At 60.2% G+C, this 26,606-nt stretch carries 27 protein-coding genes; 10 read left to right on the forward strand and 17 right to left on the reverse strand.

Going from position 1 to position 26,606, the window contains the following annotated elements:
* Window positions 1-9 precede the first annotated feature (9 nt).
* The 3 genes from ssuC to ATY80_RS21435 form a co-directional block, all read right to left on the reverse strand.
* A complete protein-coding gene (ssuC, locus tag ATY80_RS21425) occupies window positions 10-846 on the reverse strand; it encodes an aliphatic sulfonate ABC transporter permease SsuC (RefSeq protein ID WP_088694329.1) in 837 nt (278 codons plus the stop codon).
* Between the two features lie 109 nt (window positions 847-955).
* Window positions 956-2,131 (reverse strand): FMNH2-dependent alkanesulfonate monooxygenase, encoded by a 1,176-nt coding sequence (ssuD, locus tag ATY80_RS21430; protein WP_088694330.1) that lies wholly within the window; start codon window positions 2,129-2,131, stop codon window positions 956-958.
* Window positions 2,132-2,161: 30 nt separating this feature from the next.
* Complete coding sequence (locus tag ATY80_RS21435; protein WP_088694331.1) at window positions 2,162-3,127, reverse strand: aliphatic sulfonate ABC transporter substrate-binding protein; 966 nt, start codon at window positions 3,125-3,127, stop codon at window positions 2,162-2,164.
* Between the two features lie 226 nt (window positions 3,128-3,353).
* Here ATY80_RS21435 and ATY80_RS21440 point away from each other — a divergent pair, with 226 nt between their 5' ends.
* Window positions 3,354-4,247, forward strand: a complete 894-nt coding sequence (locus ATY80_RS21440; RefSeq protein ID WP_280950699.1) for an NAD(P)-dependent oxidoreductase — start codon at window positions 3,354-3,356, stop codon at window positions 4,245-4,247.
* Window positions 4,244-4,945: a DNA alkylation repair protein gene (locus ATY80_RS21445; RefSeq protein WP_088694333.1), complete on the forward strand. Its 702-nt coding sequence runs from the start codon at window positions 4,244-4,246 to the stop codon at window positions 4,943-4,945. Before ATY80_RS21440 ends, ATY80_RS21445 begins: the two co-directional genes overlap by 4 nt.
* A 65-nt stretch (window positions 4,946-5,010) precedes the next feature.
* Here the strand turns inward: ATY80_RS21445 and ATY80_RS21450 are convergent, their stop codons facing one another.
* Both ATY80_RS21450 and ATY80_RS21455 read right to left on the reverse strand, forming a co-directional pair.
* A complete protein-coding gene (locus ATY80_RS21450; RefSeq protein WP_088694473.1) occupies window positions 5,011-6,000 on the reverse strand; it encodes a sugar-binding protein in 990 nt (329 codons plus the stop codon).
* Window positions 6,001-6,047: 47 nt separating this feature from the next.
* A complete protein-coding gene (locus tag ATY80_RS21455; RefSeq protein WP_088694334.1) occupies window positions 6,048-7,028 on the reverse strand; it encodes an NAD(P)-dependent oxidoreductase in 981 nt (326 codons plus the stop codon).
* Window positions 7,029-7,210: 182 nt separating this feature from the next.
* On the opposite strand from ATY80_RS21455, the gene ATY80_RS21460 reads away from it, so the two are divergent.
* Window positions 7,211-7,984 carry an ATP-binding cassette domain-containing protein gene (locus ATY80_RS21460; protein WP_088694474.1) on the forward strand — a complete coding sequence of 258 codons (774 nt, stop codon included), beginning with the start codon at window positions 7,211-7,213 and terminating at the stop codon, window positions 7,982-7,984.
* A 36-nt stretch (window positions 7,985-8,020) separates the two neighbouring features.
* Window positions 8,021-9,019: an ABC transporter permease gene (locus ATY80_RS21465; protein ID WP_088694335.1), complete on the forward strand. Its 999-nt coding sequence runs from the start codon at window positions 8,021-8,023 to the stop codon at window positions 9,017-9,019.
* A gap of 20 nt (window positions 9,020-9,039) precedes the next feature.
* Here ATY80_RS21465 and ATY80_RS21470 read toward each other — a convergent pair whose 3' ends face one another.
* The 3 genes from ATY80_RS21470 to ATY80_RS21480 form a co-directional block, all read right to left on the reverse strand.
* Window positions 9,040-9,528: an Lrp/AsnC family transcriptional regulator gene (locus ATY80_RS21470; RefSeq protein ID WP_007533095.1), complete on the reverse strand. Its 489-nt coding sequence runs from the start codon at window positions 9,526-9,528 to the stop codon at window positions 9,040-9,042.
* Window positions 9,529-9,596: 68 nt separating this feature from the next.
* Entirely contained in the window at window positions 9,597-10,247 is a 651-nt protein-coding gene (locus tag ATY80_RS21475; RefSeq protein WP_088694336.1) for a uracil-DNA glycosylase family protein, read from the reverse strand.
* Window positions 10,241-10,777, reverse strand: coding sequence for a thermonuclease family protein (locus ATY80_RS21480; protein ID WP_088694337.1), 537 nt, complete (start codon window positions 10,775-10,777; stop codon window positions 10,241-10,243). The genes ATY80_RS21475 and ATY80_RS21480 overlap by 7 nt, the downstream gene beginning before the upstream one ends.
* Before the next feature lie 106 nt (window positions 10,778-10,883).
* Here ATY80_RS21480 and ATY80_RS21485 point away from each other — a divergent pair, with 106 nt between their 5' ends.
* A complete protein-coding gene (locus ATY80_RS21485) occupies window positions 10,884-12,419 on the forward strand; it encodes a HAMP domain-containing sensor histidine kinase (RefSeq protein ID WP_088694338.1) in 1,536 nt (511 codons plus the stop codon).
* Between the two features lie 4 nt (window positions 12,420-12,423).
* Here ATY80_RS21485 and ATY80_RS21490 read toward each other — a convergent pair whose 3' ends face one another.
* The 3 genes from ATY80_RS21490 to cobT all read right to left on the reverse strand — a co-directional run bounded on the left by ATY80_RS21490 (window position 12,424) and on the right by cobT (window position 15,170).
* Complete coding sequence (locus tag ATY80_RS21490; RefSeq protein ID WP_088694339.1) at window positions 12,424-12,999, reverse strand: hypothetical protein; 576 nt, start codon at window positions 12,997-12,999, stop codon at window positions 12,424-12,426.
* 653 nt (window positions 13,000-13,652) lie between these two features.
* Window positions 13,653-14,033, reverse strand: a complete 381-nt coding sequence (locus ATY80_RS21500; RefSeq protein ID WP_088694341.1) for a diacylglycerol kinase — start codon at window positions 14,031-14,033, stop codon at window positions 13,653-13,655.
* 120 nt (window positions 14,034-14,153) lie between these two features.
* Window positions 14,154-15,170: a nicotinate-nucleotide--dimethylbenzimidazole phosphoribosyltransferase gene (gene cobT, locus ATY80_RS21505; RefSeq protein ID WP_088694342.1), complete on the reverse strand. Its 1,017-nt coding sequence runs from the start codon at window positions 15,168-15,170 to the stop codon at window positions 14,154-14,156.
* A 138-nt stretch (window positions 15,171-15,308) separates the two neighbouring features.
* Between cobT and ATY80_RS21510 the strand changes: the two genes are divergently transcribed.
* The 3 genes from ATY80_RS21510 to ATY80_RS21520 are packed head-to-tail and all read left to right on the forward strand — an operon-like array spanning window position 15,309 to window position 17,023.
* Window positions 15,309-16,091, forward strand: coding sequence for an adenosylcobinamide-GDP ribazoletransferase (locus ATY80_RS21510; protein WP_088694343.1), 783 nt, complete (start codon window positions 15,309-15,311; stop codon window positions 16,089-16,091).
* A gap of 18 nt (window positions 16,092-16,109) precedes the next feature.
* Complete coding sequence (locus tag ATY80_RS21515) at window positions 16,110-16,325, forward strand: DUF1289 domain-containing protein (protein ID WP_088694344.1); 216 nt, start codon at window positions 16,110-16,112, stop codon at window positions 16,323-16,325.
* The gene (locus ATY80_RS21520) at window positions 16,322-17,023 is read left to right on the forward strand and encodes a TIGR02281 family clan AA aspartic protease (protein ID WP_088694345.1); all 702 of its coding nucleotides are present in this window, start codon (window positions 16,322-16,324) and stop codon (window positions 17,021-17,023) included. The genes ATY80_RS21515 and ATY80_RS21520 overlap by 4 nt, the downstream gene beginning before the upstream one ends.
* Before the next feature lie 26 nt (window positions 17,024-17,049).
* Here the strand turns inward: ATY80_RS21520 and ATY80_RS21525 are convergent, their stop codons facing one another.
* The 3 genes from ATY80_RS21525 to ATY80_RS21535 all read right to left on the reverse strand — a co-directional run bounded on the left by ATY80_RS21525 (window position 17,050) and on the right by ATY80_RS21535 (window position 20,446).
* Window positions 17,050-17,811, reverse strand: a complete 762-nt coding sequence (locus ATY80_RS21525) for an ABC transporter permease (protein WP_088694346.1) — start codon at window positions 17,809-17,811, stop codon at window positions 17,050-17,052.
* Window positions 17,808-18,734 carry an ABC transporter ATP-binding protein gene (locus tag ATY80_RS21530; RefSeq protein ID WP_088694347.1) on the reverse strand — a complete coding sequence of 309 codons (927 nt, stop codon included), beginning with the start codon at window positions 18,732-18,734 and terminating at the stop codon, window positions 17,808-17,810. Before ATY80_RS21530 ends, ATY80_RS21525 begins: the two co-directional genes overlap by 4 nt.
* 380 nt (window positions 18,735-19,114) lie before the next feature.
* Window positions 19,115-20,446, reverse strand: coding sequence for an extensin family protein (locus tag ATY80_RS21535; RefSeq protein WP_088694348.1), 1,332 nt, complete (start codon window positions 20,444-20,446; stop codon window positions 19,115-19,117).
* Between the two features lie 276 nt (window positions 20,447-20,722).
* On the opposite strand from ATY80_RS21535, the gene ATY80_RS21540 reads away from it, so the two are divergent.
* Both ATY80_RS21540 and ATY80_RS21545 read left to right on the forward strand, forming a co-directional pair.
* On the forward strand, window positions 20,723-21,769 hold the full coding sequence (locus ATY80_RS21540) for a GGDEF domain-containing protein (protein ID WP_088694349.1): 1,047 nt from the start codon (window positions 20,723-20,725) through the stop codon (window positions 21,767-21,769).
* A 125-nt stretch (window positions 21,770-21,894) separates the two neighbouring features.
* Window positions 21,895-22,314, forward strand: a complete 420-nt coding sequence (locus ATY80_RS21545; protein ID WP_088694350.1) for a DoxX family protein — start codon at window positions 21,895-21,897, stop codon at window positions 22,312-22,314.
* Between the two features lie 79 nt (window positions 22,315-22,393).
* On the opposite strand, the gene ATY80_RS21550 is transcribed toward ATY80_RS21545, so the two are convergent.
* The 3 genes from ATY80_RS21550 to ATY80_RS21565 all read right to left on the reverse strand — a co-directional run bounded on the left by ATY80_RS21550 (window position 22,394) and on the right by ATY80_RS21565 (window position 26,566).
* Window positions 22,394-23,803, reverse strand: coding sequence for a pyridoxal-dependent decarboxylase (locus ATY80_RS21550; protein ID WP_088694351.1), 1,410 nt, complete (start codon window positions 23,801-23,803; stop codon window positions 22,394-22,396).
* A 143-nt stretch (window positions 23,804-23,946) separates the two neighbouring features.
* Window positions 23,947-24,186: a hypothetical protein gene (locus ATY80_RS21555; protein ID WP_088694352.1), complete on the reverse strand. Its 240-nt coding sequence runs from the start codon at window positions 24,184-24,186 to the stop codon at window positions 23,947-23,949.
* Between the two features lie 718 nt (window positions 24,187-24,904).
* The gene (locus ATY80_RS21565; protein WP_088694353.1) at window positions 24,905-26,566 is read right to left on the reverse strand and encodes an alpha/beta-hydrolase family protein; all 1,662 of its coding nucleotides are present in this window, start codon (window positions 26,564-26,566) and stop codon (window positions 24,905-24,907) included.
* Window positions 26,567-26,606: the final 40 nt, after the last annotated feature.

Below are 26,606 nucleotides of genomic sequence, written 5' to 3' on the forward strand. Positions count from 1 at the left end.
ACGCCTCTCCTACTTCTGGTAAACCGGGTTCCATTTGAGGGCCCGGCGTTCGAGGGCCCGGGCGACGACATCGGCAAGCTTGCCGAGGATGGCGTAGATGACCAGCGCCAGCACGACGACGTCGGTCATCATGAACTCGCGCGCATTGTTCGCCATGTGACCGATGCCGGATGAAGCGGCGATCGATTCCGACACGATCAAGGTCAGCCACATGATGCCGAGCGCGTATCGCAGCCCGACGAAGATAGACGGCAGCGCGCCGGGGAAGATCACCTTTCGGAACAATGTCCAGCGTCCCATCCCATAGACACGGCCCATTTCGATCAGGTCACGATCGACGTTGCGAACGCCATGATAGGTGTTGAGATAAATGGGAAAGAGCACGCCGAGCGAGGTCAGGAACAACTTCGATTCCTCGCCGATCCCGAACCAGAGGATAACCAGCGGGATCATTGCGAGATGCGGGATCGTACGCAGCATCTGCAGCGTCGTATCCGTCAGTTGTTCCGAGATTTTCGAGACGCCGTTGGCGATGCCGAGGAGGAACCCGATCGAGCCACCTACCAGCAGACCGGCAAAGGCGCGACCGGCGCTGACGAGGATATCGTGCGGCAACTGTCCTGTGGCGGTCGTCGACCAGAATGCAACGCCTACATCGGCGGGCGACGGCATGATGCGGGAGGAGATCCAGCCGGCTGACGAGGCCAGCTGCCAGGCGGCAATAATTGCCACCGGCACGAAGAAGGGCAATAGCTTGTCCCACCCTGGAAGCGAGACCCGGAGCCTTCCGTTGCGTTCAACGCGCTCGGTCAGCGTCCGCCCAATCGGCGTATCAAAAGTCGACATGAAGGTTTTCCTCGCTTCTGCTTGCATCACCCGGCCTCCGAGAGGCTTGGTGGGCCGGTGCGGTCGATGAAGAAGCGCCGCCCGACAGCGGACGGCGCCAATTGGCAGATCAGGAGCCGGAGACGACTTTCAGGTTTCCGCCATGGCTGCCGCCACCGAAGACCTGATGCTTTCCAAAATCAGTCTGGAAGCCGTGTCGCTGCTCCTCGCGCGTGATCCCGAGTTCCGGGAACAATAGCTCGGCGACGCGATAGGCCTCCTCAAGATGCGGATAGCCGGATCCTATGACGGTATCGATGCCGACGTCCTGATATTCGCGCAGCCGCGCGGCGACTGTTTTCGGCGAGCCGACCAGTGCCGTCCCTGCCCCGGCGCGTACTAGGCCGACGCCAGCCCACAGGTTCGGCGACACTTCCAGCTTGTCGCGCCGGCCGCCGTGCAATGCCGCCATGCGCTTCTGGCCGACGGAATCGGATTCATTCACGAAACGCTCCTGCGCCTCGCGGATCGTCTCATCGTCGAGTTTCGAGATCAGGCGATCTGCCGCTGCCCATGCTTCCTCATCGGTTTCGCGGACGATGAAATGCAGGCGAATGCCGAAGCTGACTTCGCGCCCCTTTTTCGCCGCGGCAGCGCGTACCTTTTGAACCTTTTCGGCAACTTGAGCCGGTGGCTCACCCCAGGTCAGGTATTTGTCGACACGGCCGACCGAGAAGTCGATGCCGGCATCCGACGAACCACCGAAGTACAGTGGCGGCCGCGGGTTCTGGACGGAAGGAAAACCAAGCTTCGCGTTCGTCGCCTTGATGTACTTGCCATCATAGCTCGCGACACCCCTCTCCAGCAGCTCTTCGAAAACCGTGAAGAACTCGTCGGCATGGGCATAGCGTTCGTCATGCGCGAGATGAATGCCGTCGCCGGCAAGCTCCGCCGGACTGCCGCCGACGACGATGTTGAGCAGCAGGCGCCCATTCGAAATACGGTCCAGCGTCGTTGTTAGACGCGCGTAATATGCCGGCGATGCCGTGCCGGGACGGATAGCCACTAGGAACTGCAGCCTCTCGGTCTTGGCGGCAAGTGCTGCTGCCGTCACGAAGGACTCTTCGCAGGCAACGCCCGTCGGCAGCAGCACGCCGGAGTAGCCGAGACGATCAGCTGCCTGGGCGATCTGCGTCAGATAGCCGATCTCGGGCGCGCGCGTCTGCTCGTTCGAACCGAGATAGGCGCCATCCCCGGAGGTCGGGATGAACCAGAGGAAATTGATAGGGTCGTGTTTGCTGGTCATGGATGTGATGCCTTCTAGTCGGAATGGAAATCAGCTTGCCTTGGCGCGCCAGATGATGTCGCCGGTGTTCAGCTGCTTCGGCACGATGCCGAGCTTGTAGAACTCATCGGCCAACCCCTGCTGGTAGGCCGCGGCCGCATCCGTGATGCCAGATACGCTGCCGAGATCGGCTCCAGCGCGCGTCAGGGTCACGCGTGTTACCTCCGGCGGCACGCCGGTGATCTCGGAGAGCTCCTTGATTGTCTGATCGAGATTGCTCTGAGCAGAGCTCCCGACCTGCTTAAGCTCATCAAGCACATCGGTGATGACCTGCCCGTTTGCGTCGGTGAACTCGGCATTCGCAAGGAAGAAGCTGTAGGAGTCGACAATGCCTTCAGCCGTCGTCAGAACCCGCGTTTCCGGATCGGCTTCAGCAATTGCGAGATAGGGGTCCCAAATCGACCAGGCGTCGATGCTACCATTCTTGAAGGCTGCCGCCGCATCCGCCGGGCTGAGATCCACACCCTCAATGTCTTCCGGTGCCAGCTCTGCCTTACGCAGGACCTTGACTGCAACGTTGTGCGCGCTCGAACCGCGCTTGAAGGCAATCTTCTTGCCCTTCAGATCTTCCAGCGTCTGGATCGGCGAGTCCTTTCTGACAAGGATTGCCGAGCCTGCCGGGCTGCCTCGATAGAGCCCCACATAGTAAAGGTGACCGCCGGCCGCCTGGGCAAAAAGCGGAGGCACGTCGCCCGTTGCACCGAAGTCGAGCGCACCAGCGCCGAGCGCTTCCAGCAGAGGCGGGCCGGAGGTGAATTCCGACCAGCTGACGGTAATGCCTCTGTCTGCTAGCCGCTTTTCCAGCGCGCCGCGGCGCTTGGCGAGCGCCAGGACCCCATTCTTCTGCCAGCCGATACGAAATTCGGTCGTTGCCGCGCGCGCACCCTTGATGCCAGGCAGCAATGCCGTGGCGGCCGCGGCGCCAAAAAGTCCCAATGTTTGACGTCGTGAGATCATGATCGTTCCCTCGTTGGGAGGCAGCCGGTCTCGGCGCTCCAGCGTTTCGATACTCCAATCCTGATAAAACCTATTAAATCAATCGACATTTATAATTATCATCTTTCGACGTTCACGGGATTATCCGAACCAGCATTCGCCGCTTTCGAGGAAAATTTTTCCGTCTCGAGGTTGCCGGCGCTCCGATGCCTTTTCGCGCGCAGTGCTTTCGGCTAATCCTCATGCCCTGCATTCAGAAAAGGATAGGCACATGGCAAAAGTCGCATTCATCGGTCTTGGCGTGATGGGGTTTCCCATGGCGGGCCATCTCAAGGTGAAAGGCGGCCATGACGTCACGGTCTACAATCGGACCGCATCAAAGGCGGCTGCCTGGGCAGAAAAGTTTGGTGGTAAATCGGCCCCAACGCCTGCGGAAGCAGCCAAGGATGCGGATTTCGTCTTCACCTGCGTCGGCAATGACGACGATCTCCGCTCGGTGACAACGGGCAAGAACGGCGTTTTTGAAACGATGAAGCCCGGTGCGATCCTGATCGACAACACGACCGCGAGCGCCGAGGTTGCCCGCGAGCTTGATACCGCAGCGAAAGACAAGGGCTGCGGCTTCATCGATGCCCCAGTATCGGGCGGACAGGCGGGCGCCGAGAACGGCGTGCTGACGGTCATGTGCGGCGGTGAGGAGACCACGTTCGACAAGGCAAAGCCTGTCATCGATGCCTACGCCCGCATGGTCGGCCTCATGGGACCGGCGGGCGCCGGCCAACTGACCAAGATGATCAACCAGATCTGCATCGCCGGCGTCGTCCAGGGACTTGCGGAAGGCATTCATTTCGGAAAGCGCGCCGGCCTGGACATCGAGAAGGTTGTCGAAGTTATATCCAAAGGTGCTGCCGGCTCGTGGCAGATGGAGAACAGGCATAAGACCATGAACGAGGGGAGATACGATTTCGGCTTCGCCATCGATTGGATGCGCAAGGATCTCGGAATCGTGCTCAGCGAGGCGCGCCGCAACGGTGCGAAACTGCCGGTGACAGCCTTGGTCGATCAATTCTATGGCGACGTCCAGGCCATGGGAGGCAACCGCTGGGACACGTCCTCACTGCTGGCTCGACTGGAGAAATGATCGGCCCCTCCTCCAGTGCCGCGGAACTGATCGCGCATCTGCAGACGCTGCGCTCGGAGGAAAACATATCCGGCATGGCCCGTTTTGGTATCGTCACCGAAACCGCGCTCGGCATCTCCAATCCGGATCTCCAGAAAATCGCCGGGATAGTGAAGCGGAACCATGCCCGCGCCCTTGAGCTTTGGCAGAGCTGCATCCGCGAAGGCCGCTTACTCGCTCTCTATACGGCCGAGCCCAACAGGCTTACGCTCGAAACCGCGCGAGCCTGGGCCGACGACTTCGACTCATGGGAAATCGTCGATTGCGCCGCAGACCTCTATGTCGAAGCACGCATCGAAACGCTCATTCCCGAATTCGCATCCGACGAGCGGGAATTCGTCCGGCGCACGGCCTTTGCAATGATTGCGGGCGCGGCCGTCCACCTGAAGAAGGAGCCGGATGAGACATTGCTGGCCTCGCTTCCGCTCATCGCGACCCATGCCGACGATCCCCGCAATTTCGTGCGCAAGGCTGTGAACTGGGCGCTGAGAAACATCGGAAAACGAAGTCTCTACTGCCATACCGCAGCACTGGAGCTCGCGAAGAAACTGGCGGCATCGGATGATCAGACGGCACGTTGGATCGGCAAGGATGCCGTCCGGGAACTGACGAGCGACAAGGTGCTTGTCAGACTGGATCGGAAAGCGGCTCTACGGTGACCGCGGTACCCGCCATCGGAAAGACAGCGGGCGGACGATGCTTCGCCCGCTGCCTCGCTTGTCAACTACTTCTGAATGCACGTCTTGACGGTATCTTTGGTGCATTCGTCGAGACCGGTGAAGACGGGATCCGGAACCTTCTTTCCAGCGATCAGGTCCATCATGACCGTTGGCGCCTTGTAGCCCATTTCGAACGGCCGCTGACCGACAAGAGCAGTCACGAGACCTTCCTTGGCGATCGCGACTTCATCGCCGATCGTGTCGGCTGCACCGATCACGAACTGGTTCTTGGAAATCTTCTTAGCCATCGGCTTGAATAGGTCGCGATAGGGTTGCGGTGCGCCAAACAGCGGCCAGCCGCCCATGATGCCGAAGGCGTCCAGGTCCGGATTGGCCTGGAGAATGTCGGTCATGGCCTGAACGCCCTTGGCGCCGTCGTCGTTCGTGAAGACCGGGCAGCCGGCAACCTCCGTCCATCCGCCCTCACCCTTCAATGCCGTCAGGCCTTTCTTTCCGGTCAAGGTATCGCGCATACCCTGAGCACGCCGGAGAATGTTGTCGGCGCCGGGGTTGCCTTCGATCGTGCAGATCTTGCCACCCTTTGGCTTCGCTTTCTTAATGTACTCGCCGATGCGCGCGCCCATCAGATAGTTATCGGTGCCGAGATAGGTCTTGCGCAGAGCTGAATCCTCTGCCGCAAGGTCGGCGTCGAGGGTCATCACAGGAACCTTGGGATTAGCCGTCTTAAGCGTCTGTGCGATCAGTTTGGCGTTCGACGGAGATATGGCGATTGCCGCCGTTTCGGCCTTGCCCAACACGTCCTGAACGATCTGCGCCTCGCCGGCCTCATCAGATGTCGATGCTGGGCCTGTGTAGAAGCACTCGTACTCGGACTTGGCGTTTTCCTTGTTCCACTTCTGGCAACCTTGGTTGATCGCCTCGAAGAACGGGTTGTCGAGGCCCTTCACGACGATGACCAACTGCTTCTTGGCTGCCAGGGCCTGTCCGGCCGTCAGCGCCAGCACCGCGACTGTAAGCAATAATGCCTTCTTCATAGCTTCCTCCCATTGAAAAATGGCGGACGCCATCGCCCGCCACATGATCAACCCGGATACCAGACGATGCGAGAATCCTCCTCCGAACGCACATACCCCCAGGCCGAGTCGATTAGCATTTCCAGATCGTAGACGGGCCGCCACCCGAGCAGGTATTTCGCCTTGCCGTTGTCCATCCAGTTCGAGTGGAACTGGCTCGGTACGTCGACCGAACCGAGGCCGCGTGTGCGCGCAAGGTGGAGGGCAACCTCACCGTAGTCGACAGGTCGATCCATGCAAATGTTGAACAGCTGGCCGCGCGCGCGCGGATTGTCGAGCGCTTCAAGTGTTGCGGAGACGAGATCGTCGACGTGAACGAAATTGCGCTTCAAGGGGCGGCCATCGGCGTCACGCAACAACGGAACCGTCTGCTTCCGCGCATAGCGCACGGCGTCGCTCTCCGGAACGAGCGTCTTCCAATCCGGCCCCCCGAAAACATCGTCTCCGAACGACAGCGTGAACTTGAAGTCATCCTTCTCCATGATCCAAGGCGCACGCAGGCAGCAGCCATTGATGCCATACTGGATCTGGAATTGCTCCAGCATCACCTCTTCCAGCACCTTCGATAGGGCATAGCAGCCGGGATAGGCCTGATGCGGCGTCGCTTCGGTAATCGGGGCCTCGTGGCGATAGAAGAAATGCCCTATCGCGGCATCGCCGCCGATGAGAATGAACTGGCGTGCAGTGGCGCTGGTCCTGAAGCCTTCGAGAAGCCAGAACAGTCCCTTGACGGTGACATCCATCACGTCATCAGGCGTCTCCTTGCATGTTGCGAGATGCACGACATGCGTGACATCCGCAAGCGCGCTCGTAACCGCCCCGCGATCGCTGATAGAGCCGCGCACCGCCTCGACGCGTTCGGTTTCTGGGCACAAGCGGTTATGACAAAGCGCGCGAATGCGCGCCTTCGAAAATCGCGGATCGTCGAGCAGCCCAGCGATGAAGTGCTGCCCGACCTTGCCCGTTGCACCGGTGACAAGGATCAGCATGCTCTCCTCCACAAACAGCTAATATACAGACACCTCCGCGCGTCAATCGAATTGTACTATAAAACGAGTAATTGTAACGAACGCCGTAAATTAGCAGCATCCAATTGACGGTTTCGCGCGGTTCTGGATAAATGCTGAGAGCGCTCGCAGGGAGGAACTGGCGGGTGAAATTGCGGCTTGAAATACGGTCGCGGCTTTGGGAGGCTAGACAGCTGGTGGCAGTTCTCGAGCTCACCAACATCTCAAAACATTTCGGCGCCATACAGGCGGTCAACGACGTGTCATTTTCGCTGGAAGCGGGAGAGGTCGTCGGATTGATGGGCGACAACGGCGCCGGCAAATCGACGCTTGTGAAGATGATCGCCGGCAATTTCCGTCCAAGCCACGGAACGATGCGACTCGACGACCAAGACCTCGTTCTGCATCGGCCGGTCGAAGCCCGACAACGGGGCATCGAGATCGTCCACCAGGACCTCGCGCTTTGCAACAATCTGACGGCCGCCGCCAATGTATTCCTCGGCCGCGAGATCCGCAGTGGTTTTGGCCCCCTTCGCATCCTCGACTACAAATCGATGTACAAGCGCGCCGGCGAAATCTTCAATGAGCTGAAATCGGAGACACGGCCACGAGATCTGGTAAAACAGATGTCGGGTGGCCAACGCCAGGCCGTGGCAATCGCTCGTACCATGCTGGCGGAAGCGAAGCTCGTGCTCATGGACGAGCCGACCGCCGCCATCTCAGTACGCCAGGTTGCGGAGGTTCTTGCTCACATCCGTCAACTGCGCGATCGCGGCATCGCAGTCATTCTGATCAGCCACCGCATGCCTGACGTCTTCTCGGTTGCCGACCGCGTGATCGTCATGCGGCGCGGGCGCAAGGTCGCAGACAAGCCGATAGCGGCGAGTTCGCCGGAGGAAGTCACGGGGCTGATAACAGGCGCAATCGAACAGGTGTGATTAGCACACGGTAGTTAACGTAAGCGAAGGTCGACCATGGCAATAACCCTCGATCAGACGATAGCGCAGAAGCAGCGCAACTGGTTCTCGTCCATTTTCGCCAGTCAGACCTTTTGGGTGCTCGTTGCCGTCGTCCTCGCCTGCATCTTCCTATCCTTCGCCACGAGCTCCTTCGCCACGCCCACCAACCTTTACAACATCACCCGCAACGTCACCTTCGTCGCGATTATTGCGCTTGGCATGACGCTGGTCATCATCACCGGTGGAATCGACCTGTCGGTCGGGTCAGTGCTTTGCCTCTGCAGCATGATCCTTGCGATCACCATGCATGCCGGCTATGGCATCGGAACGGGCATTGCAGCCTCGATCGGCACAGCGCTGGTGGTCGGCGCCTTCAACGGCATTCTGATCGCCTACCTCGGATTCCCGCCCTTCGTCGTCACGCTCGGAATGCTGTCGATCGCCCGAAGCCTCGCGATGGTGGCCTCGAACAACACCGTCGTCTTCCAGTTCGGCCCCGATCACGACAAGCTGCTGGCGCTCGGCGGCGGTGCATGGCTCTTCGGCATCGCCAATCCCGTGCTTTACATGGCTGTGCTGGCTTTGCTGACCGGCTTCGTGCTGCGCTGGACACGCTTCGGTCGCTACGTCTTCGCCATCGGTGGAAACGAACACGCCGCGACCCTGACCGGCGTGCCGGTCAGGAAGATCAAGGTCGCAGTCTACATGATCTCGGCTCTCTCGGCCGGTGTTGCCGGCATCATCCAGACAGGCTGGCTCGGAGCCGTCACGACGAACATCGGCGCCGGAATGGAACTGCAGGTCATCGCCGCAGCCGTCATCGGCGGCGCCAATCTCGCCGGCGGTGTCGGTACCGCCTTCGGCGCCCTTGTCGGCGCCGCCTTGATCGAGGTTATCCGCAACAGCCTTGGCCTATTGGGCATCAATGCCTTCTGGCAAGGGACCTTCATCGGCGGCGCGATCGTTCTTGCGGTTCTGTTCGACCGGCTGAGAAATCTGCGGCAGAGCGAATAACGCTGCGCCGCTGTCGCTTGTCAGTCCTCGTTCGACTTCGCGTTATCGAGGATCATGTAATCGAGCGGCAGTTGCGTCGAATACTTGATCTGCTCCATGGCAAAGGCGGACGACACATCGCGGATCTCGATCTTGGCGATCATCCGCTTGTAGAAGGCGTCGTAGGCGGCAATGTCAGGCACAACCACACGCAACAGGTAGTCCACATCGCCGCTCATGCGATAGAACTCGACCACCTCGGGAAAATCGGCAACGACCTCGGAAAAGCGCCGCAGCCACTCGATCGAGTGCGTTGCCGTCCGGATCGACACAAAGACCGTAACCTTGGTATTGACCTTTTCCGGATCGAGGATCGCAACGCGGCGCTTGATCACGCCGTCCTCTTCCATCTTCTGGATGCGCCGCCAGCATGGTGTCGTGGAAAGCCCGACCTTCTTGGCAAGGTCGGCAACAGCCAAAGTCGAATCTTCCTGCAAGAGACGCAGGATTTTGCGGTCAAGACGGTCCATCTGGAAAAGCCCCTTCGAATTTATTTTCTCTGTATAGCGCGATTCCGGCAGGTTAAAAGAATTTTTTTTCAGCGCAGCAGCGCGCCGACCCGTTCCCGCAGCACGGGCAGCAACTCCTCCTCGAACCATAAGTTACGCTTGATCCAACCGGTGTTGCGCCAGCTCGGATGCGGCAACGGCAGGATTGACGGCAGATGTGTCGGTGAATGCGTCGTCCGCCAAGCCCGCACCGTCTCGGTCATGTTTTGGCGGCGTTCCGTGCGCATGTGCCAAGCCTGCGCATACTGGCCGACTGCAAGGATAAGCTCGATCTGCGGCATTGCCGAAATGACCCTGCTCCGCCAATGCGGTGCACATTCGCGCCGCGGCGGCAAATCACTGCCCTTGGCATCATAACCGGGAAAACAGAAGCCCATCGGCACGATGGCGAAACAGTCGCGGTCATAGAACGTCTCTCGATCGACCTGCAGCCAGTCCCGCAGGCGATCGCCGGATGCATCGTTGAATGGCAGGCCAGTCTCTTGAACCTTAAGACCTGGTGCCTGCCCCGCGATCAATATCCTCGCCTTCGACGATACCACCGCGACCGGCCGCGGCTCGTGCGGCAAGCGAGCGTCCGCGCCGCCAAGCGGCGTATCCCGACAGATGCGACAGGCCGCAATTTCCTGCCGGAGAATATCGAGCGCCTGCTCGTCTGGCGGAGCCTTCCCGCTCACCATCCGAGCGGCCCCATGATGCCGCGGGTATCCGATCGCGGCGCGTGGTCGCGCACGCTGCGGGGCATTTCGAACGCACCCGCCCACAACCCGACTTTCTCGACCTTTGCTTGCGTCTCCTCATCAAGGTAAGCACCGTAGGATACTGCCATGCCCTTGCGCACCATTTCCGCGTTCAGGTCGATGCCGCCGGCATGACAGATCACCAGCATGCGGTCAAAACGATCCCGTTCGGTTCCACCGCAGCGCGTATCGCCGGGTCGAACAAGCGCTTGCAACGCTTTCTTCGCCTCCCGACCGCAAGCCCATCGCGCGCCTTCCCGCTCGCATGTCTGGCTGAGCTCGGGGGCATCGATGCCGTAGAGCCGCATACGCTCGCTGCCGAGATTCAGACTATCGCCGTCAACAGCATGAAATTGGCCAGCATGGTCCGTCTCGGCCCTGTCGTTCAGCTTGGCCGCGATCAACCACAGGAATGCCAACAGAGCCAGCGCCGTCACGCCGTCGCGCATCACTCGCAAACCGCGCGTCACGCTTTCGCCTCCTTAAAAAACAAATCCTTGGCAAAGATGGCTAACATCATCTTAAGAATTGCCGTTTAGGGTGTAGACACCCGCGGATCAAGTTTCAACGTACACAATGAGTACTGGCGTTAGCACATCGACCGATAAGAACATCGTCGACAAGTCACGCAGTCACCGGAACAAGCCAGTGTCGAAGGCTGTCCGGCTGACGCGGGAGCGCCTCCAGTCGAGCCATGCCGGAAGCGGCGCATTCGATCGCGACGTGCTCGTCATGTACATCAACGCGGTCCTCCAGGGCGCATCGATCGTCCCACTCTTTGTCACGATCATGGCCGCTCTCGGCGTCTATTTCACTGAGAACACCCAGATCTTCCTGTGGGCGCTGCTGACGCTGACGGGCCATGCCACGAATGTATTTCTAGCGCGCCGGGCCAGAGGCCAGGAAATCAATGCAACGACAGCGCGCAAATGGCGCCGCGTTCTCCTGCTTGGGCAATTCATGGTCGGCTGCTGCTGGGTAGTGTTCGCCCTGCAGGACTGCACCGCCTGCGAGCCCTCGAGCTTCCTGCTCTACAAGGGCGCCACACTGCTTATTGCGCTTTCGATCACGGCGATGTCGAATTTCATGCTGACGCCGTCGGTGCTCATTACCTTCGCACCCGTCGTTCTGGGACTGATTGCAAAGGCCGGCCTCTCCCGCGAAATGCTCGAGATCAGCCTGACGACCGTCTTCACCACGACGGTCATCCTCTTCAACTACATCAGCGACCGGCTGTTCCAGTCCAACCTCAAGATCCTCGCCTACCAGGCCGAGAAGGACGATCTGATCGCCGAGTTGGAAGTCGCAAAGTCCATGTCGGATGAAGCCCGCCGCCGGGCGGAAGAAGCAAACCTTGCAAAGTCCCGCTTCCTCGCATCCATGTCGCATGAGCTGAGAACGCCGCTTAATGCCATCCTGGGCTTCTCCGAGGTCATGTCGGCTGAGGTGATGGGGCCGCTCAACAATCCGACCTACAAGGAATATACCGGCGACATCCACCGATCGGGCGAACATCTGCTGAACCTCATCAACGAGATCCTCGATCTCTCGCGCATCGAAGCCGGCAAGTACGAGCTCAGCGAGGAGGCAATCTCGCTGCTGAACATCTCCGAAGACTGCATCGGCATGGTGCAGTTGCGAGCCCGCGGCAAGAACATCACCATCTCCCAGCAGTTCGAGCCAGAATTGCCGGCCGTCTGGGCAGACGAGAAGTCGCTGCGACAGGTCATCCTCAACCTGCTTTCGAACGCCGTGAAGTTCACGCCGCAAGCCGGCGAAATCCACGTCAAGGTCGGCTGGACCGCAGGCGGTGGCCAATACATCTCGATCAAGGACAACGGTCCCGGGATTCCTGAAGAAGAGATCCCGGTTGTTCTTTCAGCTTTCGGCCAGGGCTCGATTGCGATCAAGAGCGCCGAACAAGGCACCGGCCTCGGCTTGCCGATTGTTCAGGCAATCCTCGCCAAGCACGACGGCCAGTTCATCCTCAAGTCGAAGCTGCGCGAGGGCACCGAAGTCATCGCCATCCTGCCCGCCAAACGTGTGCTGCAGACCGTCCCGGCCGTCGAGGATGCGCCAGCGGTTTCACGCAGGCGCCGGAGTTTTGCATAAAAGTCTAGTCGACGATCCCGTTGAAATCCGGATCATCTTCGAAGTCCTGCAGGTCATTGTCGATGCTGGTCGGATCAGTCAAGTTTTTTAGAGCCCGTTTCGCAGCTTCGCTGAGCTCGACCGCCTTGCGCGCAGCGTGCAGGACAGCATCTCGCGCAATCCGCCGCTCATCGGGGGATGCGTCGTTCGGCAAATAATGATGCTTCTGACCATAGGCAACAGCCATCAAGAACCAGTATCGCGATAGTTTCACTGCCGGCGTTGCCGTCAATTTATTCCCCAGTTCGGTAGCCGTCAGATATCCTCCTGTCTGGTAAAGCAAGTTTGCAATAACGTTGAGACTGTCGTTAACAGACAGGCTCGATGCCCGAGATGCATACGTTATCATTGGGCTGTCCTGCGGCAGTGATGTGGCGACCTTCTTGACCTCGTTCACCATTTCCTGTTTCAGCCGTTCGGCCCCAGGATCAGTTAGTATTTTTTCAACGTAAAGGAACAGCGGTGAGAGATAGATGCGAGTATACAAATAGAAGAATATAAAGCCGCTGACCAAGCCCGCGACCAGAAGAAGCGGCCCCACTGCTGGCAGAATCCCGCAGACGACGATCCATCTCTGAAGATCATTACCCTTTCTGCTAGGAAATCACTGAAATCGCGAAATCGATCACCCAGCGAGTCAACCTCGGTGAGGCCGACACCAACGAGCATCGTCCTCAGCCACTCGGAGATGCGTTCCAGGTTGGTATTGGATCCGAGAAGCCGCTCTTTTCCGGCTGCAGGCAACGTCGCATTTTGATAGTCGAGCACCGCGGCCTTCGGATTTGCAGGGGTTTGTTGACGCCGTAGCAGCAGCTAGGGTCGCCGAATTGTCTCTCGCCAAAACACGGGGGGACGGAAAACAGAAAGCCTAGGAACCCTCCGACCGCGATCCCCGCCAAAACGATGAGCGCGCCCACCCCGAAACCACCGAGAATTCCATCTGCCTGCGCCATACCCGCGCCGACAAATGCTGCGGCGGTTGCGCCCACCCCCGCTTCGAGGAGTAGGACGGCATGCCTGTTGCGTTCTGCGGCTTCGAACCGCTCGCCAAGATATTGGTCCGATTTTTCCGGTAAAGTCGCCATTGCATCCCCCACTTTCCGCCCGGGGATAGAACGGTCATATTTCGAATGCAATTGCACGATGTATCACGGCTAGACACACAACCAAAAGCCACTGCTGGTTGCGATGTCGTTAGCCAAACAACAAATGCTTCCCGATCGTAAACAGCAGGAACAAACCGCACGCCGCGATCATGCAGACGACCGCGAAGGAGCCGAGATCCTTGGCGTGCTTCCCGACCATCGAGATCTCCGGCGAAATCCTGTCGATGACCTCCTCGATCGCGGTGTTCAGCGCCTCGACGGCGAAGAGCGCGAGGAACAGCACGGTCGCGATCATCATCTCCGCCAACGTGGCGCCAACGGCGATCAGGAGGATCATCGAAACCGCGAAAAACAGCAGTTCCTGCCGGAACGCGGCCTCCTTGATAAGCCGCCTGAAACCGCCCAGCGAATAGCTGGCGGCTGCAAAGAAGTGGCTGATGCCGGTGAGTTTTGTCACGGCAGGTTTCATCAAGTGCCCTCGTCGTCCTTCGATGGCGGGCCATTGCCGCCATCGGTCAGAAATTGCGAATACCGGTTCACGGTCCCCGCGGCAAGAACTCTGTCATCAACCTGTCACGAGCCTGAAGGCTTAATGCTTGTTGCTGACGCCTGCTTGCGAGAATGTTGCCATCCCGGAATGGCATGCGGCGGCTGCCTTGACGATCCCGGCCGCAAGGGCCGCGCCCGTCCCCTCGCCGAGCCGCATGCCAAGCGCCAGAAGCGGCGTCTTGCCGAGCATCTCGATTGCTCGCAAATGTCCCGGCTCGCCGGAGACGTGGCCGATCAGGCAGTGATCAAGCGCCGAGGGATTGGCCGCCTTCAGGATGGCGCCGGCGGCGGTCGCGACATAGCCGTCAATCAGAACTGGGATCCGCTCGACACGCGCCGCAAGGATCGCCCCGGCCATCGCCGCAATCTCGCGCCCGCCGAGGCGGCGCATGATCTCCAGCGGATCGCCCAGATGATCGCTGTGCAGCGCAACCGCTCTCTCGACGGCCGCGATCTTGCGCTCCAGCATGTCGCCTTCGGAGCCCGTACCCGGACCAACCCAATCACGCGCCGTGCCACCGTAGAGGGCGTAGTTGATCGCCGCTGCGATCGTGGTGTTGCCGATCCCCATCTCGCCGATGCAAAGAAGATCGGTGCCGCCAGCAATTGCTTCCATTCCAAATGCCATGGTCGCCGCACAGTCACGCTCGGACAATGCAGGTTCTTCGGTAATGTCGCCCGTCGGATAGTCGAGCGCCAGATCGAAGACCTTCAGACCTAGGTCATAGGCCACGCAGATCTGATTGATCGCGGCGCCGCCAGCCGCGAAATTCTCGACCATCTGCTGTGTCACGGTGGGCGGGAACGGCGTGATGCCCTGCCTGGTGACGCCGTGATTGCCGGCAAAGATGGCCACCAATGGCCGGTTGACCGCGGGTACCCTGCCCGTCCAGGCTGCGAGCCAGAAGGCGATTTCCTCGAGCCGTCCGAGCGCGCCGGGCGGCTTCGTCAACTGCGCATCGCGCTCGCGCGCGGCCGCCAGCGCCCTGGCATCCGGTCCCGGCAGATCGCGTAGAAGTGCCCGAAAATCGTCGAATGGCATGCCTGAAACGCTCATGAATGCGGTTTCCTTGTCTTGGTCGGTAACTTGTTTTTTTGCTGCAAATCAGCTTCTTTCGTCGCCACTCTCTTAAAGGCAGGCGCCGAGGCGAACAACTCCTAAAGCGCTGCATATGGTCGCGGAGTCAGGGTCAAAATGTACATCGGAAATTATGCGACCGACCTTGCTCGTGCCGTTGCCTTCCTCAGCCGCATTCCGATGCCGTCTTTCGCCTTCGGCGGCTTCAACGGCAAGCTGGACAGAGCCTCCCGCACCTTCCCCATGGCAGGCATTTTCATTGCACTCCTGCCCGCTCTAGTCTTCCTGCTCATGCTTGGCCTGCACGCCGACCGGCTGATGTCGGCGTTCTGCGCGCTTGCCGTCCAGGCGGCACTGACCGGCGCGCTGCATGAGGATGGCATTGCCGACTGCGCCGACGGCCTCGGTGGTGGGCGCGACCGCGATCATGCGCTGTCGATCATGAAGGACAGCCGCATCGGCACCTATGGCGCGATCTCGCTGATCCTGTCGTTCGCGCTTCGAGCGGCGGCACTCGCCGCGATCGCGCGCGCAGCGCCGCCCCTGGCCGCAGCGCTTGCTATCCCGGCGATTGCCTGCATCAGCCGCGCCGCGATCGTCTGGCATTGGCATCGGCTGCCGCCGGCCAAACCCGATGGCGTCGCCGCGGCGGCCGGACAGCCGGGTGAAGGCGCGATGCATATGGCGCTCGTCTCCGGCTGCCTCTTGTCGGCTCTGATGCTCTGGCCGAGCTTCGGTCTCCTGCCCCTCGTCTGTGCCCTTCTCGCCTGTGGTTTATCCGCCATGACCTTCACCCGCATCGTCCGTCGCAAACTGGCCGGGCACACGGGCGACACGCTCGGCGCGACCCAGCAGATTTCGGAAATCGCCGCCCTCTGCGCCCTTGCCATGGCTTCGTGAAATCTCGATATAGAACGCATGCAAACACCCTGCATCCATGTCTGCTCGATCGACCCGGGAACCGGCCTGTGCATAGGTTGCGGCCGCACGCTTCCGGAGATCGGTGGCTGGACATCCTTCTCCGACGAGGAGCGCCGGCGACTGATGACCCTGTTGCCCGCGCGACTTGCCGCGAGCGGACTGACGATACCATTACAGCCGACCACCCAGGCCGGCGCGGAGCAGCATGTATGAACCGTCTGACGATTGTTCTTGCGGTCCTTGGCCTGGGTTTCGCGGTCCTCATCTTCAGCGACGACACGAGCCGCATCTTCGGTATGCGGACCGACGATTTCGGCCGTTTTGTCTATTTGCTTCCTATCGCATTGATGCTGGCCGCGGGCATTTGGGCGCGGCGCACCAGCGCGAGCGAGACTTTACGCAACCTGATGATCTGGCTCGTCCTGATCCTCGGCCTTGCTACCGTCTATCTCTACCGACAGGAGGCGCTTGGCGTCGGCAACCGCCTGCTCGCCGGTCTCGTGCCGGGCCGCGCCGTGGTCGTGACCACCAGCGAGGGCGGTCAGGAGGTGATCCTTCACAAGCTCCTGAATGGGCACTACGAGGCCTACGTCACGATCAACGGCCAGAGCATTTCGATGCTGGTCGATACCGGCGCCAGCATGATCGCGCTGTCCCGCGAGGATGCCGAGCGAGTGGGCATCATGCCCGACAACCTCGATTATACGATGAGCGTCATGACGGCCAATGGCCGCGCCCGTGCCGCCCGCGTTACGCTTTCCGAGGTCGCGATCGGCCCGATCATTCGCCACAACGTTCCTGCCAGCGTCGCGCAGGATGGCAAGCTCGATCAGAGCCTCCTCGGCATGAGCTTCCTGTCTACCCTCGGCTCATTGCAGATACAGACCGACGAACTTCGGATGCGCGATTAAGGCCGGCCGCCCCCGCCGATCCGCGTTTAGCTCCGCAGCCTATAGCCTGTCCGGAAGATCCAGCCCAGCGTCCCGAGGCAAAGCACGAGGAAGAGTGAGATCATCCCAAGGCTTACCAGCGGATTGACGTCGGCGATGCCAAAGAAGCTCCAGCGGAAACCGCTTACCAGATAGAGCACCGGGTTGAAGTGGCTCACCGCCTGCCAGAACGGCGGCAGCATGCTGATCGAATAGAAGCTGCCGCCAAGGAAGGTCAGCGGCGGCACGACCAGCATGGGAATGAGGTTCAACTGCTCGAAGTTGGTCGCCCAGATTCCAATCATGAAGCCGAATAGGCTGAACGTGATGGCCGTCAACAGAAAGAACAGCACCATCATCACGGGATGCTCGATCCTGACCTCCACGAAGACGTTTGCAGTCAGCAGGATGATCACCCCGATCATCAGCCCCTTTGTCGCCGCCGCCCCGACGTAGCCGAGCAAAATCTCGGTCATTGCCACTGGCGCCGACAATACCTCGTAGATCGTGCCGGTGAACTTCGGAAAATAGATCCCGAAGGAGCCGTTGCTGATGCATTGGCCAAGCAGCGTCAGCATGATCAGCCCTGGCGTGATAAACGCGCCATAGGACACACCCTCCACCTCCTGGATCCGTGAACCGATCGCCGCGCCGAAGACGATGAAATAGAGCGATGTCGAAATGACCGGCGAAACGACACTTTGCAGGAGCGTCCGGCGCGTCCGCGCCATTTCGAAGAAATAGATGGATTTGATGGCTTCGACGTTCATTTCGCTCCTCCCACGAGCGCCACGAAGATGTCTTCCAGCGAGCTCTGCTGCGTCGAAAGATCCTTGAAGTGAATGTTCTGCTCACCGAGGCGCGTCAGCAGTGTGGCGACGCTCTCCTGTTCATTCTGTGCGTCGAAATCGTAGATCAGGCGACTGCCGTCCGCGGCGAGCGAGAGGCCGTTGCCGGCAAAACACTCCGGCAGCGCTTGCAGCGGCTCGTTCAGTTCCAGAATGAGCTGTTTGCGGCCAAGCTTCGCCATCAGGGCCGTCTTCTCTTCCACCAACAGCAGCTGCCCGCCATTGATGACACCGACGCGGTCGGCGATCTCTTCCGCCTCCTCGATGTAATGCGTGGTCAGGATGATCGTCACGCCCGCCTTGCGCAGCTTCTCGACCACATGCCACATGTCCTTCCGCAGCGTCACATCCACGCCCGCCGTGGGCTCGTCGAGAAACAGGATTTCCGGCTCATGCGACAGCGCCTTGGCGATGAGCACGCGCCGCTTCATGCCGCCGGACAGTTGCCGCAGCATGTTGTCCTTCTTGTCCCATAGCGACAGATCGCGCAGCACCTTTTCGATATGCGCCGGATTGGGTCGCTTGCCATACAGTCCGCGCGAGAAGCTGACGGTATTCCAAACGGTCTCGAACTGGTCCGTCGTTAGCTCCTGGGGGACGAGACCGATCATGGAGCGCGTCGCCCGGAAATCCTTCACCACGTCATGACCGGCAACGATGACCGTGCCGCCACTCGGATTGGCGATGCCACAAACAATCGAGATCATTGTCGTCTTGCCCGCGCCGTTCGGCCCGAGCAGCGCCAAAATCTCGCCTCGCTCGACATCGAGGTCGATGCCCTTCAGCGCTTGAAATCCGTTGGCATAGGTTTTGGTGAGATTTCGGATGGAAATAATCGGGGCCATAAAGGGCTCTTCTGACATCTGCGGCGGAAGTTGCTGGGCGCTATATAGCCGCTTCAAGTAGTTTTGACATCCCGATGAAGATGAACAGAGTATTCACTTGCGTGAAAATGCCCGCGTTCGGCCCTATGGAAAACCTGGCGGCGGCAAGATGTCATCAGCCGGTGATATTTCTCATCCATAAAGACGGCGAGGCAAGCAAGCGCTCTCCGTCCCGCCGCACCCCTTGCGGAGCAGCCGTCTGAGCGATCTCGTTACGCTCCTTTTGCTTCCTCGACATGCAGTAGAGTGCATTACCAGTAATTACATGACCTGACCCGGTTGGGCGGCGCCGCCCACGCCGCGTTCGCCTTGGGGCCGGCTCTCGAGCCGGCCTTTCCTTTTCAATCGCAGTAGACCCTGCCGCTTTGGCGTGCTCGCAGGTCGAAGTGGAAATGGTTCCAGTGCTCCGGATTGCTGCCCGGTCCCAGCACCGTGTTGAAATACTTGCAGCTGTCGCTGCGCACGGCCTGCAGCAACCTTCCTTCCCGGAAAGAGAACAGCCCCTTCTTGCGCACGTCGATCGCGTGACCGCTCTTCAGGACAAACTTGCCGACGTCAATCGCGTTGCCACGGGCATGCTCAGACATCGGGTTGTAGCGCTGCCGGCTGTTGTTCATACGGCGGCAGCTATATCCACCGAGCGGCTGAATGGTCTTGATGCCGGACCAGTAGCGAAAGCGAGCGGAGGGCGCGAGTTCGTTCTTGACCCATTTGGCGAAAGCGAGCGCCACCTGGCAATTCAGCGTCACCGCCGGCTGGACGCCGATGTTGCCGGAAAGGCCCTCCAGGGAGATCGGATATGGCACCTGGCAGGCGGGCCCCTGCGAGATCGGCGGCTTCTCGGTATAGACGACACCCATCCGCTTCAATTCGCGACGGCAGGCAAGTTCCGAGGCCGGCATCATGCTCGGATCCACAGGAGCCGCTGGTTCGCTCATCATCGGCGCGGTCGGGTTGTTCGGTCGCAGCATGGCGACCTCCTGCTCCTCGTTCTCCTCCGGCACGCGCGCCGGGGCGACGACCGGCCTTCCATCGGTCCACACAGGCGCGTTGCCCATCCGCGCCTGTGCTGCGGGCGCCGGGATACGCGCACGGTTAAGCTGGGTCGGATTTTCGGTACCGATGCCGTCGACAACGGGCTGATCGGATTGCCCCTCGGCGATCTGCTGCTGTTGCTCCTCGGCAAGGCCAACCACGGGCTCCGCGCCAAGTTCAGCATCCATGTTGACACCGCCCTCGGGCACGGCGAGCTGCTGCGTGCCGCCCCAGGTCGAAGGCTGGCTTCGAAGCGAGCCGGCCGCACCTTGTGCGCCCGCCATTGCCTCGTCGCTATCGATCATCGGCAGCCGCCTAGGCTGCGCCGGCGCCTGAAGCGTTTGCGGCAGGCGCTGGACGCGGGTTTGTCCCGTTCCGGCAAGATTGGGTGTGTTGAGATAGTCGACGGATCCGGCAGCATCGCTGACCGGCGTATTGGCAACCGGATAGGCCTGTTCAGTTGGTGCCGTTTGCATCCGGGCCGCCGCGACGCGACGCTCAGGCGGAGAGATCGACCCCACCCGCGTACCGTTGTCCACCTCGCCGGGCGGGATAAGGCCATCGGTCGAACACGTCACCAGCGCCGTCGAGAGCAACACTGGCAGCACGTACTGCCGAAGAATGGATACAAAGGCCATGCTCTCATCGCTTCCGAAGAACGGCAGGGATCTAAAACTTAGGCCGAAATTTAATGAAGAACGGTGAACGAAAGCTTACCTGGACCACCGCCATCCCCCGTCCTGAAGCGGAAACCGAGCCGGAACACACACACGCACAGGTTCATCCCAGGCGTTCGAATGTCCCGGTTTGGGCATGTCCACATTCGGCACGGCAAGTTGCCGCACGACGCGCAAAACGAAATCTTAAGTCATTCCAACGATTGTAGGATTAGGCCGTCTAACGTTGGGTTGGGCATGAAATTTTTTGCTGCTTTCGCTAAAATCGCCGACCGCCTGCCATCATTCCGGCGCAAGAGCGAGGCCGCCATCGAGGCGCTCCAGCGCGCCCTCGCAGAAAAGCAGCAGCGGCTCGATCAGCACGCAGTCGCCCTCGCCCACAGCCGCAAGATATTCGATCGCTCCTCGGAAGCCGCAAGGATCGGTGTGTGGGAATGCAGCCTGCCGGACAACAGCCTTGTCTGGACCAAGATGGTCTACGACCTCTTCGACATGCCATACCACGCCGAGCTCGATCGCTCGGAAATCTTGAAATGCTACTCCCAGGAATCGCTGGCCGAGCTCGTGCGACGGCGCAGTCGCGCGATTGAGGAGCGAAGCGGCTTTACACTCGACGCGGAGATCGTCACGCCGAAGGGCAACACCCGTTGGATCCGCATTACGGCTACAGTCGAATGTGAGGGCGATGTCCCTGTCCGCATCTTCGGCATGAAACTCGACATCACGGCCGAAAAGATGATGTTCGACCAGATCCGCTATCTTGCGGAATTCGACATCCTGACCGGCCTGCCGAACCGCGCACAGTTTCAGACTGCCCTGCAGCGCCTGCCCCGGCACGCTGTCGGCGAAACCACCATGGCCTTGCTTCTCATCGACCTCGATGGCTTCAAGGGCATCAACGACACGTTCGGTCACCAGGCCGGCGACGAGTGCCTCAAGGAAACGGCAGAACGCCTGCAGGCGGCATGTAAAGGGGCAGACCTCGTGGCCCGCATTGGCGGCGATGAATTCGCGGTCATTGTCACCGGCTACGATAGCGCCGAGAGCGTCACCAAGCTCGCCGAAACGGTTATCCAAAGCCTTAACCGCTCCGTCGAACGGGATGGCTCCAGAATGCATGTCGGCGCATCCGTGGGGGTGGCCTTCTTCGATCAATCGCTGCGTTCCGACATCTTCGTTTGTGCCGACTCCGCGCTCTATAAGGCCAAGACTGACGGCAAGAACCGCTTCAAGGTGCACCAGGATCCTGCCTGCATCGGCAATCAAAAGATGGATGCTGCCTAACCCGGTTCTTATCCGTGAAAGCAGCGCCGTTCTCTTTGAAGAGTTGGCGACGTATCCTCGTCGATGAACTATAATGGGGCCACGCTGCTCAGAGGTCGCTGGCGGCGCGGGCACGGGAGCAAGAGATGGCGGATAGCAAACCCTCGGTCGGCGCGAACGTACGCGATGTTGCCCTGTTGATCGGTCGGCTGCTGCTTGCCTGGATCTTTCTGCATGAGGGCGTTTCGCTGGCACTGAATTTTTCGGGTGCGGTCGATATGGCCGCACAGTTCGGCTTGAGTGTTCCCCTGCTGGTGGCGACGATCGCTCTCCAGATCTGCGCCGGTCTATCCATCGCCACGGGATTTTTGACCCGCATCGGCGCTTCGGCCTTGGGTCTGTTTTGCGTGGCGACCGCCACACTCTTTCACACCAACTTCAGCGATCAGAACGAACTCCTTCATTTCGAAAAGGATTTAGCCATCGCGGGTGGCATGTTTGTGCTCGCGGCCACCGGCGCCGGCGCCCTCTCGATTGACCGCTGGCTAAGGGACCGCAGCCGGTAGCATTGCAGTTCTTGCAAACGGCGACTGAGCATTGCCCAAACCCACTAAGAGCATAGCGGCAGAGCATGTCACGATGCGGTCACACGGCAGAGCGCCGTTCTTCCCGGTAGGCTCTCAAAATGGCTTCGACCGCCGTCAAGGCTTCAACCGAATTCGTCTGGTAGTTGGTGACCGATAGACGCATAACCTGCCTACTGCGCCATGTTGCTCCGCCGGCAAACAGGACGCCTTCCCGCTGCAAGGCACCGATCACTCGCCTCGTCAGATCATTGGCCTGTTCGGGCGGCAGGTCCGCTCCGAAGCACACGATCGCCTGGTTGAGCTGGACATCGTTGCCGATCGCAATTCCAGGCTCCGTTGCGAGTGCTCGCGCCACGCCTGCCGCGGCGTCACACGCTCCATCGACAACAGCTTCGATGCCGCTGCGCCCCAGATGTCGGATCATCGCCCATGTGGCGAAACCCCGCGCGCGGCGTGACAGTTCCGGCACATAATGTGAAGGGTCACGCTCGCCCTCGCTGGCAAGCGGCAGATAGCTCGCCGAAATCGTCATGGCCCGCCGATGCGCGAGCTCGTCGCGCACGATCGCATAGCCGCAATCATAGGGCGATTGAAGCCATTTATGCCCATCGGTCGCCCAACTGTCAGCCTGCTCGACACCGGCGGTCAAATGGCGTCGCCGTGCGGAAGTCTGGGCCCAGAGGCCGAATGCTCCATCGACATGGACCCACGCGCCCTTCGATTTGGCGATGGGGATCAGCCTGCAGAAATCATCGCAGGCGCCCGTATTGATTTGCCCAGCCTGGAGGATGGCGACGCAAGGCCCGGTAACCTCGCTGGCAGCCTGCTCAAACGCCGTCGGCAGGATGCGCCCCTGATCGTCCGTCGCAACCCGCACCACGCGGTCGTGGCCGAGACCGAGAAACTGCAAGGCGGAGAACACAGTCGTATGCGCGTCATCGCCAATCAGCACTGTGATCGGCGGCGCTCCGAACAACCCTTTGGCGTCGGCGTCCCAGCCGGCCCGCAGCAGCACCTCGCCACGGGCGGCCGCAAGGCAAGTGAAATTCGCCACAGTCGCGCCTGTGACAAAGCCCACCGAGGAGCCCGCCGGAAGGTCTAGCAGCTGAAGCAGCCAGCGTGCCCCTACGGCTTCGACGGCCGCCGCTGAGGGCGACACAGCGTGGTTGCCGGCGTTCTGCCCCCACGCGCTCGTCAGGAAATCCGCGGCAACTCCCATGGGATGGGAGCCGCCAATGACCCAGCCGAAGAAGCGCGCCCCTGTCATCAAATGCAACCCAGGTTCCGCCGTTGCCACCAGCTCGTCGAGTACGTCGATCATCGGCGCCGACAGTTCAGGCAGCGGGGCGCCAAACGCTTCCACGGCGGCGTCATAGTCACGCAAAGGACGATGGAGACGGTTGTTAGTCGTCTCGCGAAAACGAGCCGCGTGAGCAGCGGCAATCGAGAACAATTCCTTGGTGCTCACCGCATCCGCCTCCCCGCCATGCCGTGCGCCTGCCGAATTCGCACACAACATCACTGTCAAAGCCTGTGGCGACGGAGAATAACCTGAACCTTATGCCCGTGCCAGCACGGCGCCATAACGCGCAATAGTGGCACCCGAGAACATCAGCACCCGCCGCGAGACGTAGTCTGGCCAAGGTCATCGTTGGATAAACGAGCCGCATCGCGCTTCTCGTTACCGTACAACTCGTTCATGATTTTGGCGACTTCAATGGCGTGGCCTTCTGTCAGGCCATGCAATATCTGCCCGCCGAAGGATGCAGGCTCTTCAGTCTCGTTGTCCCACACCATCCAGAGGTCGAGCGGGTCGCAAATGACATCATAACGTTGATCGGAACTACACATGGGTAAATTGCCTTAAGAACCCCTACCCGCTTAAGCCCCTGACTCTTAACGTGCTCTTGCTTCGAAATGACCAATTAGCGCGAGCGATTTCTTGTCCTGATGATCGGGAAGCCCAGAAAATACCAGGACAAGGCTGTTCCAAGGCCCACCGGCGCGATTGCACCGATATTGCCGCCGCGCAAAAGGCAAGCCAGAAGTCCCGCGACCACGCCGACGATCACCAGATCGATCAGGCACGGCCGTGACTCGGATGATGATTTCTCTCCCATGATATCGGCTTAGGTCATCCGCCGAGGTTGCAAAAGGCCTCGCGTCGCTAACGCCTAACAAAGTCTGAATATCAGTTGCGACGCCTCGCTGGGAGACGTCCGGGGTGCCGATTTGATACGTCCACCGGCGCAGGCAAGGGATAGATCTGACGCACGTTCATTTTATCGTGCAGGAACACTGCCCGTAACGATCCGATCAGTCTTCATAACGTCCATCTGCGGCCAATTGGACGCAGCCTCAGTCGCCGGACGACTGCCGGCCGCCAGAATTGTGATCAAACCAGCCACGATGGCAGTAAGAAGCAAGCCGCTGTAGGTCATTGTTTCGAGCCTCAATGCTGTGGTTTCCCAGCCACTGCGGCGCAAACTGATACGAGACGCTAAATGAAACGCTAACGGACATGGTTAATGCACAGCGTTTCCCGGTTTGGGACGCAGACTGTGGATAACTAGTCGCCTGCGCCTGCCTGCACCGACCGGGTCTCGAACAGCCGCTTCAGCGCATCGAGCTTCTCTCCATCGATCTTCGCGTCCGTCACGGCAACCCAGCCATCGATATAGTGCTGCGGCGCATAGACGTGGCCGTACCCCATCGGAGAACTCGTTGCGATCGCCAGATCGACCAGCAATTGCAGCATTGTCAGCGCGGGAAACCAACGCAGGCTCGGCGAAACGTCCGGCCCACGCGGACGCCGCATCCATGCCGGTTCGCGATAGAAAGAATAGGGATCGAAGAACGTCACGGCATCGCTGGCATATTGCAGATAGACGATGCGAATGGGCCCCCACTTTGCGCCGGGAATATCCAGCTGGTTCGTCTGGTTTGTGAACCGAATGAGAGATCCGTCGCGGAACCGCGGCAACCATGCAGGCGATTCGGGATTGCGCGCCGCCGTCACGTCTCGCCACATCCTGCTTTCAAAAGGCGGCCCACTCCACAACGCCCCCTGGAATGGATCCGCAACGATGTCGAAAATATCGGCCGAGACTTGGGAATTCAGCGCTCCGAGGCTGAGGCCGTGCAGGTAGAGCTTCGGTCGCTTGTCCCCTGGCAACGTCGTCCAGTAGCCGTACACTTCCCGAAACAATGCCTTGGCGGAAGCAGAACCGTATTCCGGCTCGACCAGCAGCGACAACCAACTGGTCAGATAGGAATACTGAAGCCCGACGCTCGCCACATCGCCGTGATGCAGATATTCGAGCGTGTCCATTGCCTCCGGATCGATCCAGCCGGTTCCCGTCGGGGCGATGATGACCAGGAGCGAACGTTCAAACGCGCCTTGGCGCTTCATCTCATCGAGCGCGAGCTTTGCCCGCTCTTCGATCGTTTCCGCGTTATTCAGGCCGACATAGGTTCGCAGCGGCTCGCGCGCCGGCGTCTTCCAGAAATCAGCGATCTGCGCAGCTGTCGGCCCTGATCCGATGAAATTGCGGCCCTGACGCCCAAGTCCCTCCCAAGTGACAAGCGAGGCGGCGCTTCCGGTCTTGGCCGGATCGCTTGGCTTGGGGACGCCATCTTCCAGAAGCGCATCGACCCTCTGGAACGAACTATCGGCCAGATGCAACGCCGCGCGCAGCAGGACGCCATCCACCACAGACCAGAAAAGCGCGATCGCAAGAATACCCCCGATCACCTGAGAGACGCGGCGCGGCACGAAGCGCGATAGCCATTCCGACAGGAACAGACACGTCAACCGGAACAGCCTACTGGCCAGAACGGCAATGAAGAAAGTAACGATCGCGACGAAGGCGACGCTGAAGGGCTCAGCCGTGTCGACGCGCTCCATGTGCCACAAGTCGCGGATCGAATTCTGCCAGCCGGCCGTGCGCCACAGGACGAGGACGGACAACACAACACCAAGTCCGCAAACGATCAGGTTGCCGGGCAGTCTTCGCCCGGCCGACATCGGCAGTTCCAGGTATTTCCACAGCCAGGTAAAGGTTACCCCGAACAGATACCCGACGGCGGCGGCGATGCCGGACAGTGCACCTTGAACGAAGAAGGATCGTGGCATGAGGCTCGGAGTCAGCGACGCGGCAAAGAAGATGAAGCCAAGCGCCAGCCCCGGCGTCGAAAGCGACACGAATAGGCGCAGCAGCAAACGTTTCATGCGCTCCCTCTCACGCTTCTGACACCGATATCAACCGGCT

Source organism: Rhizobium sp. R711 (assembly GCF_002211365.1).
GTDB lineage: Bacteria > Pseudomonadota > Alphaproteobacteria > Rhizobiales > Rhizobiaceae > Rhizobium.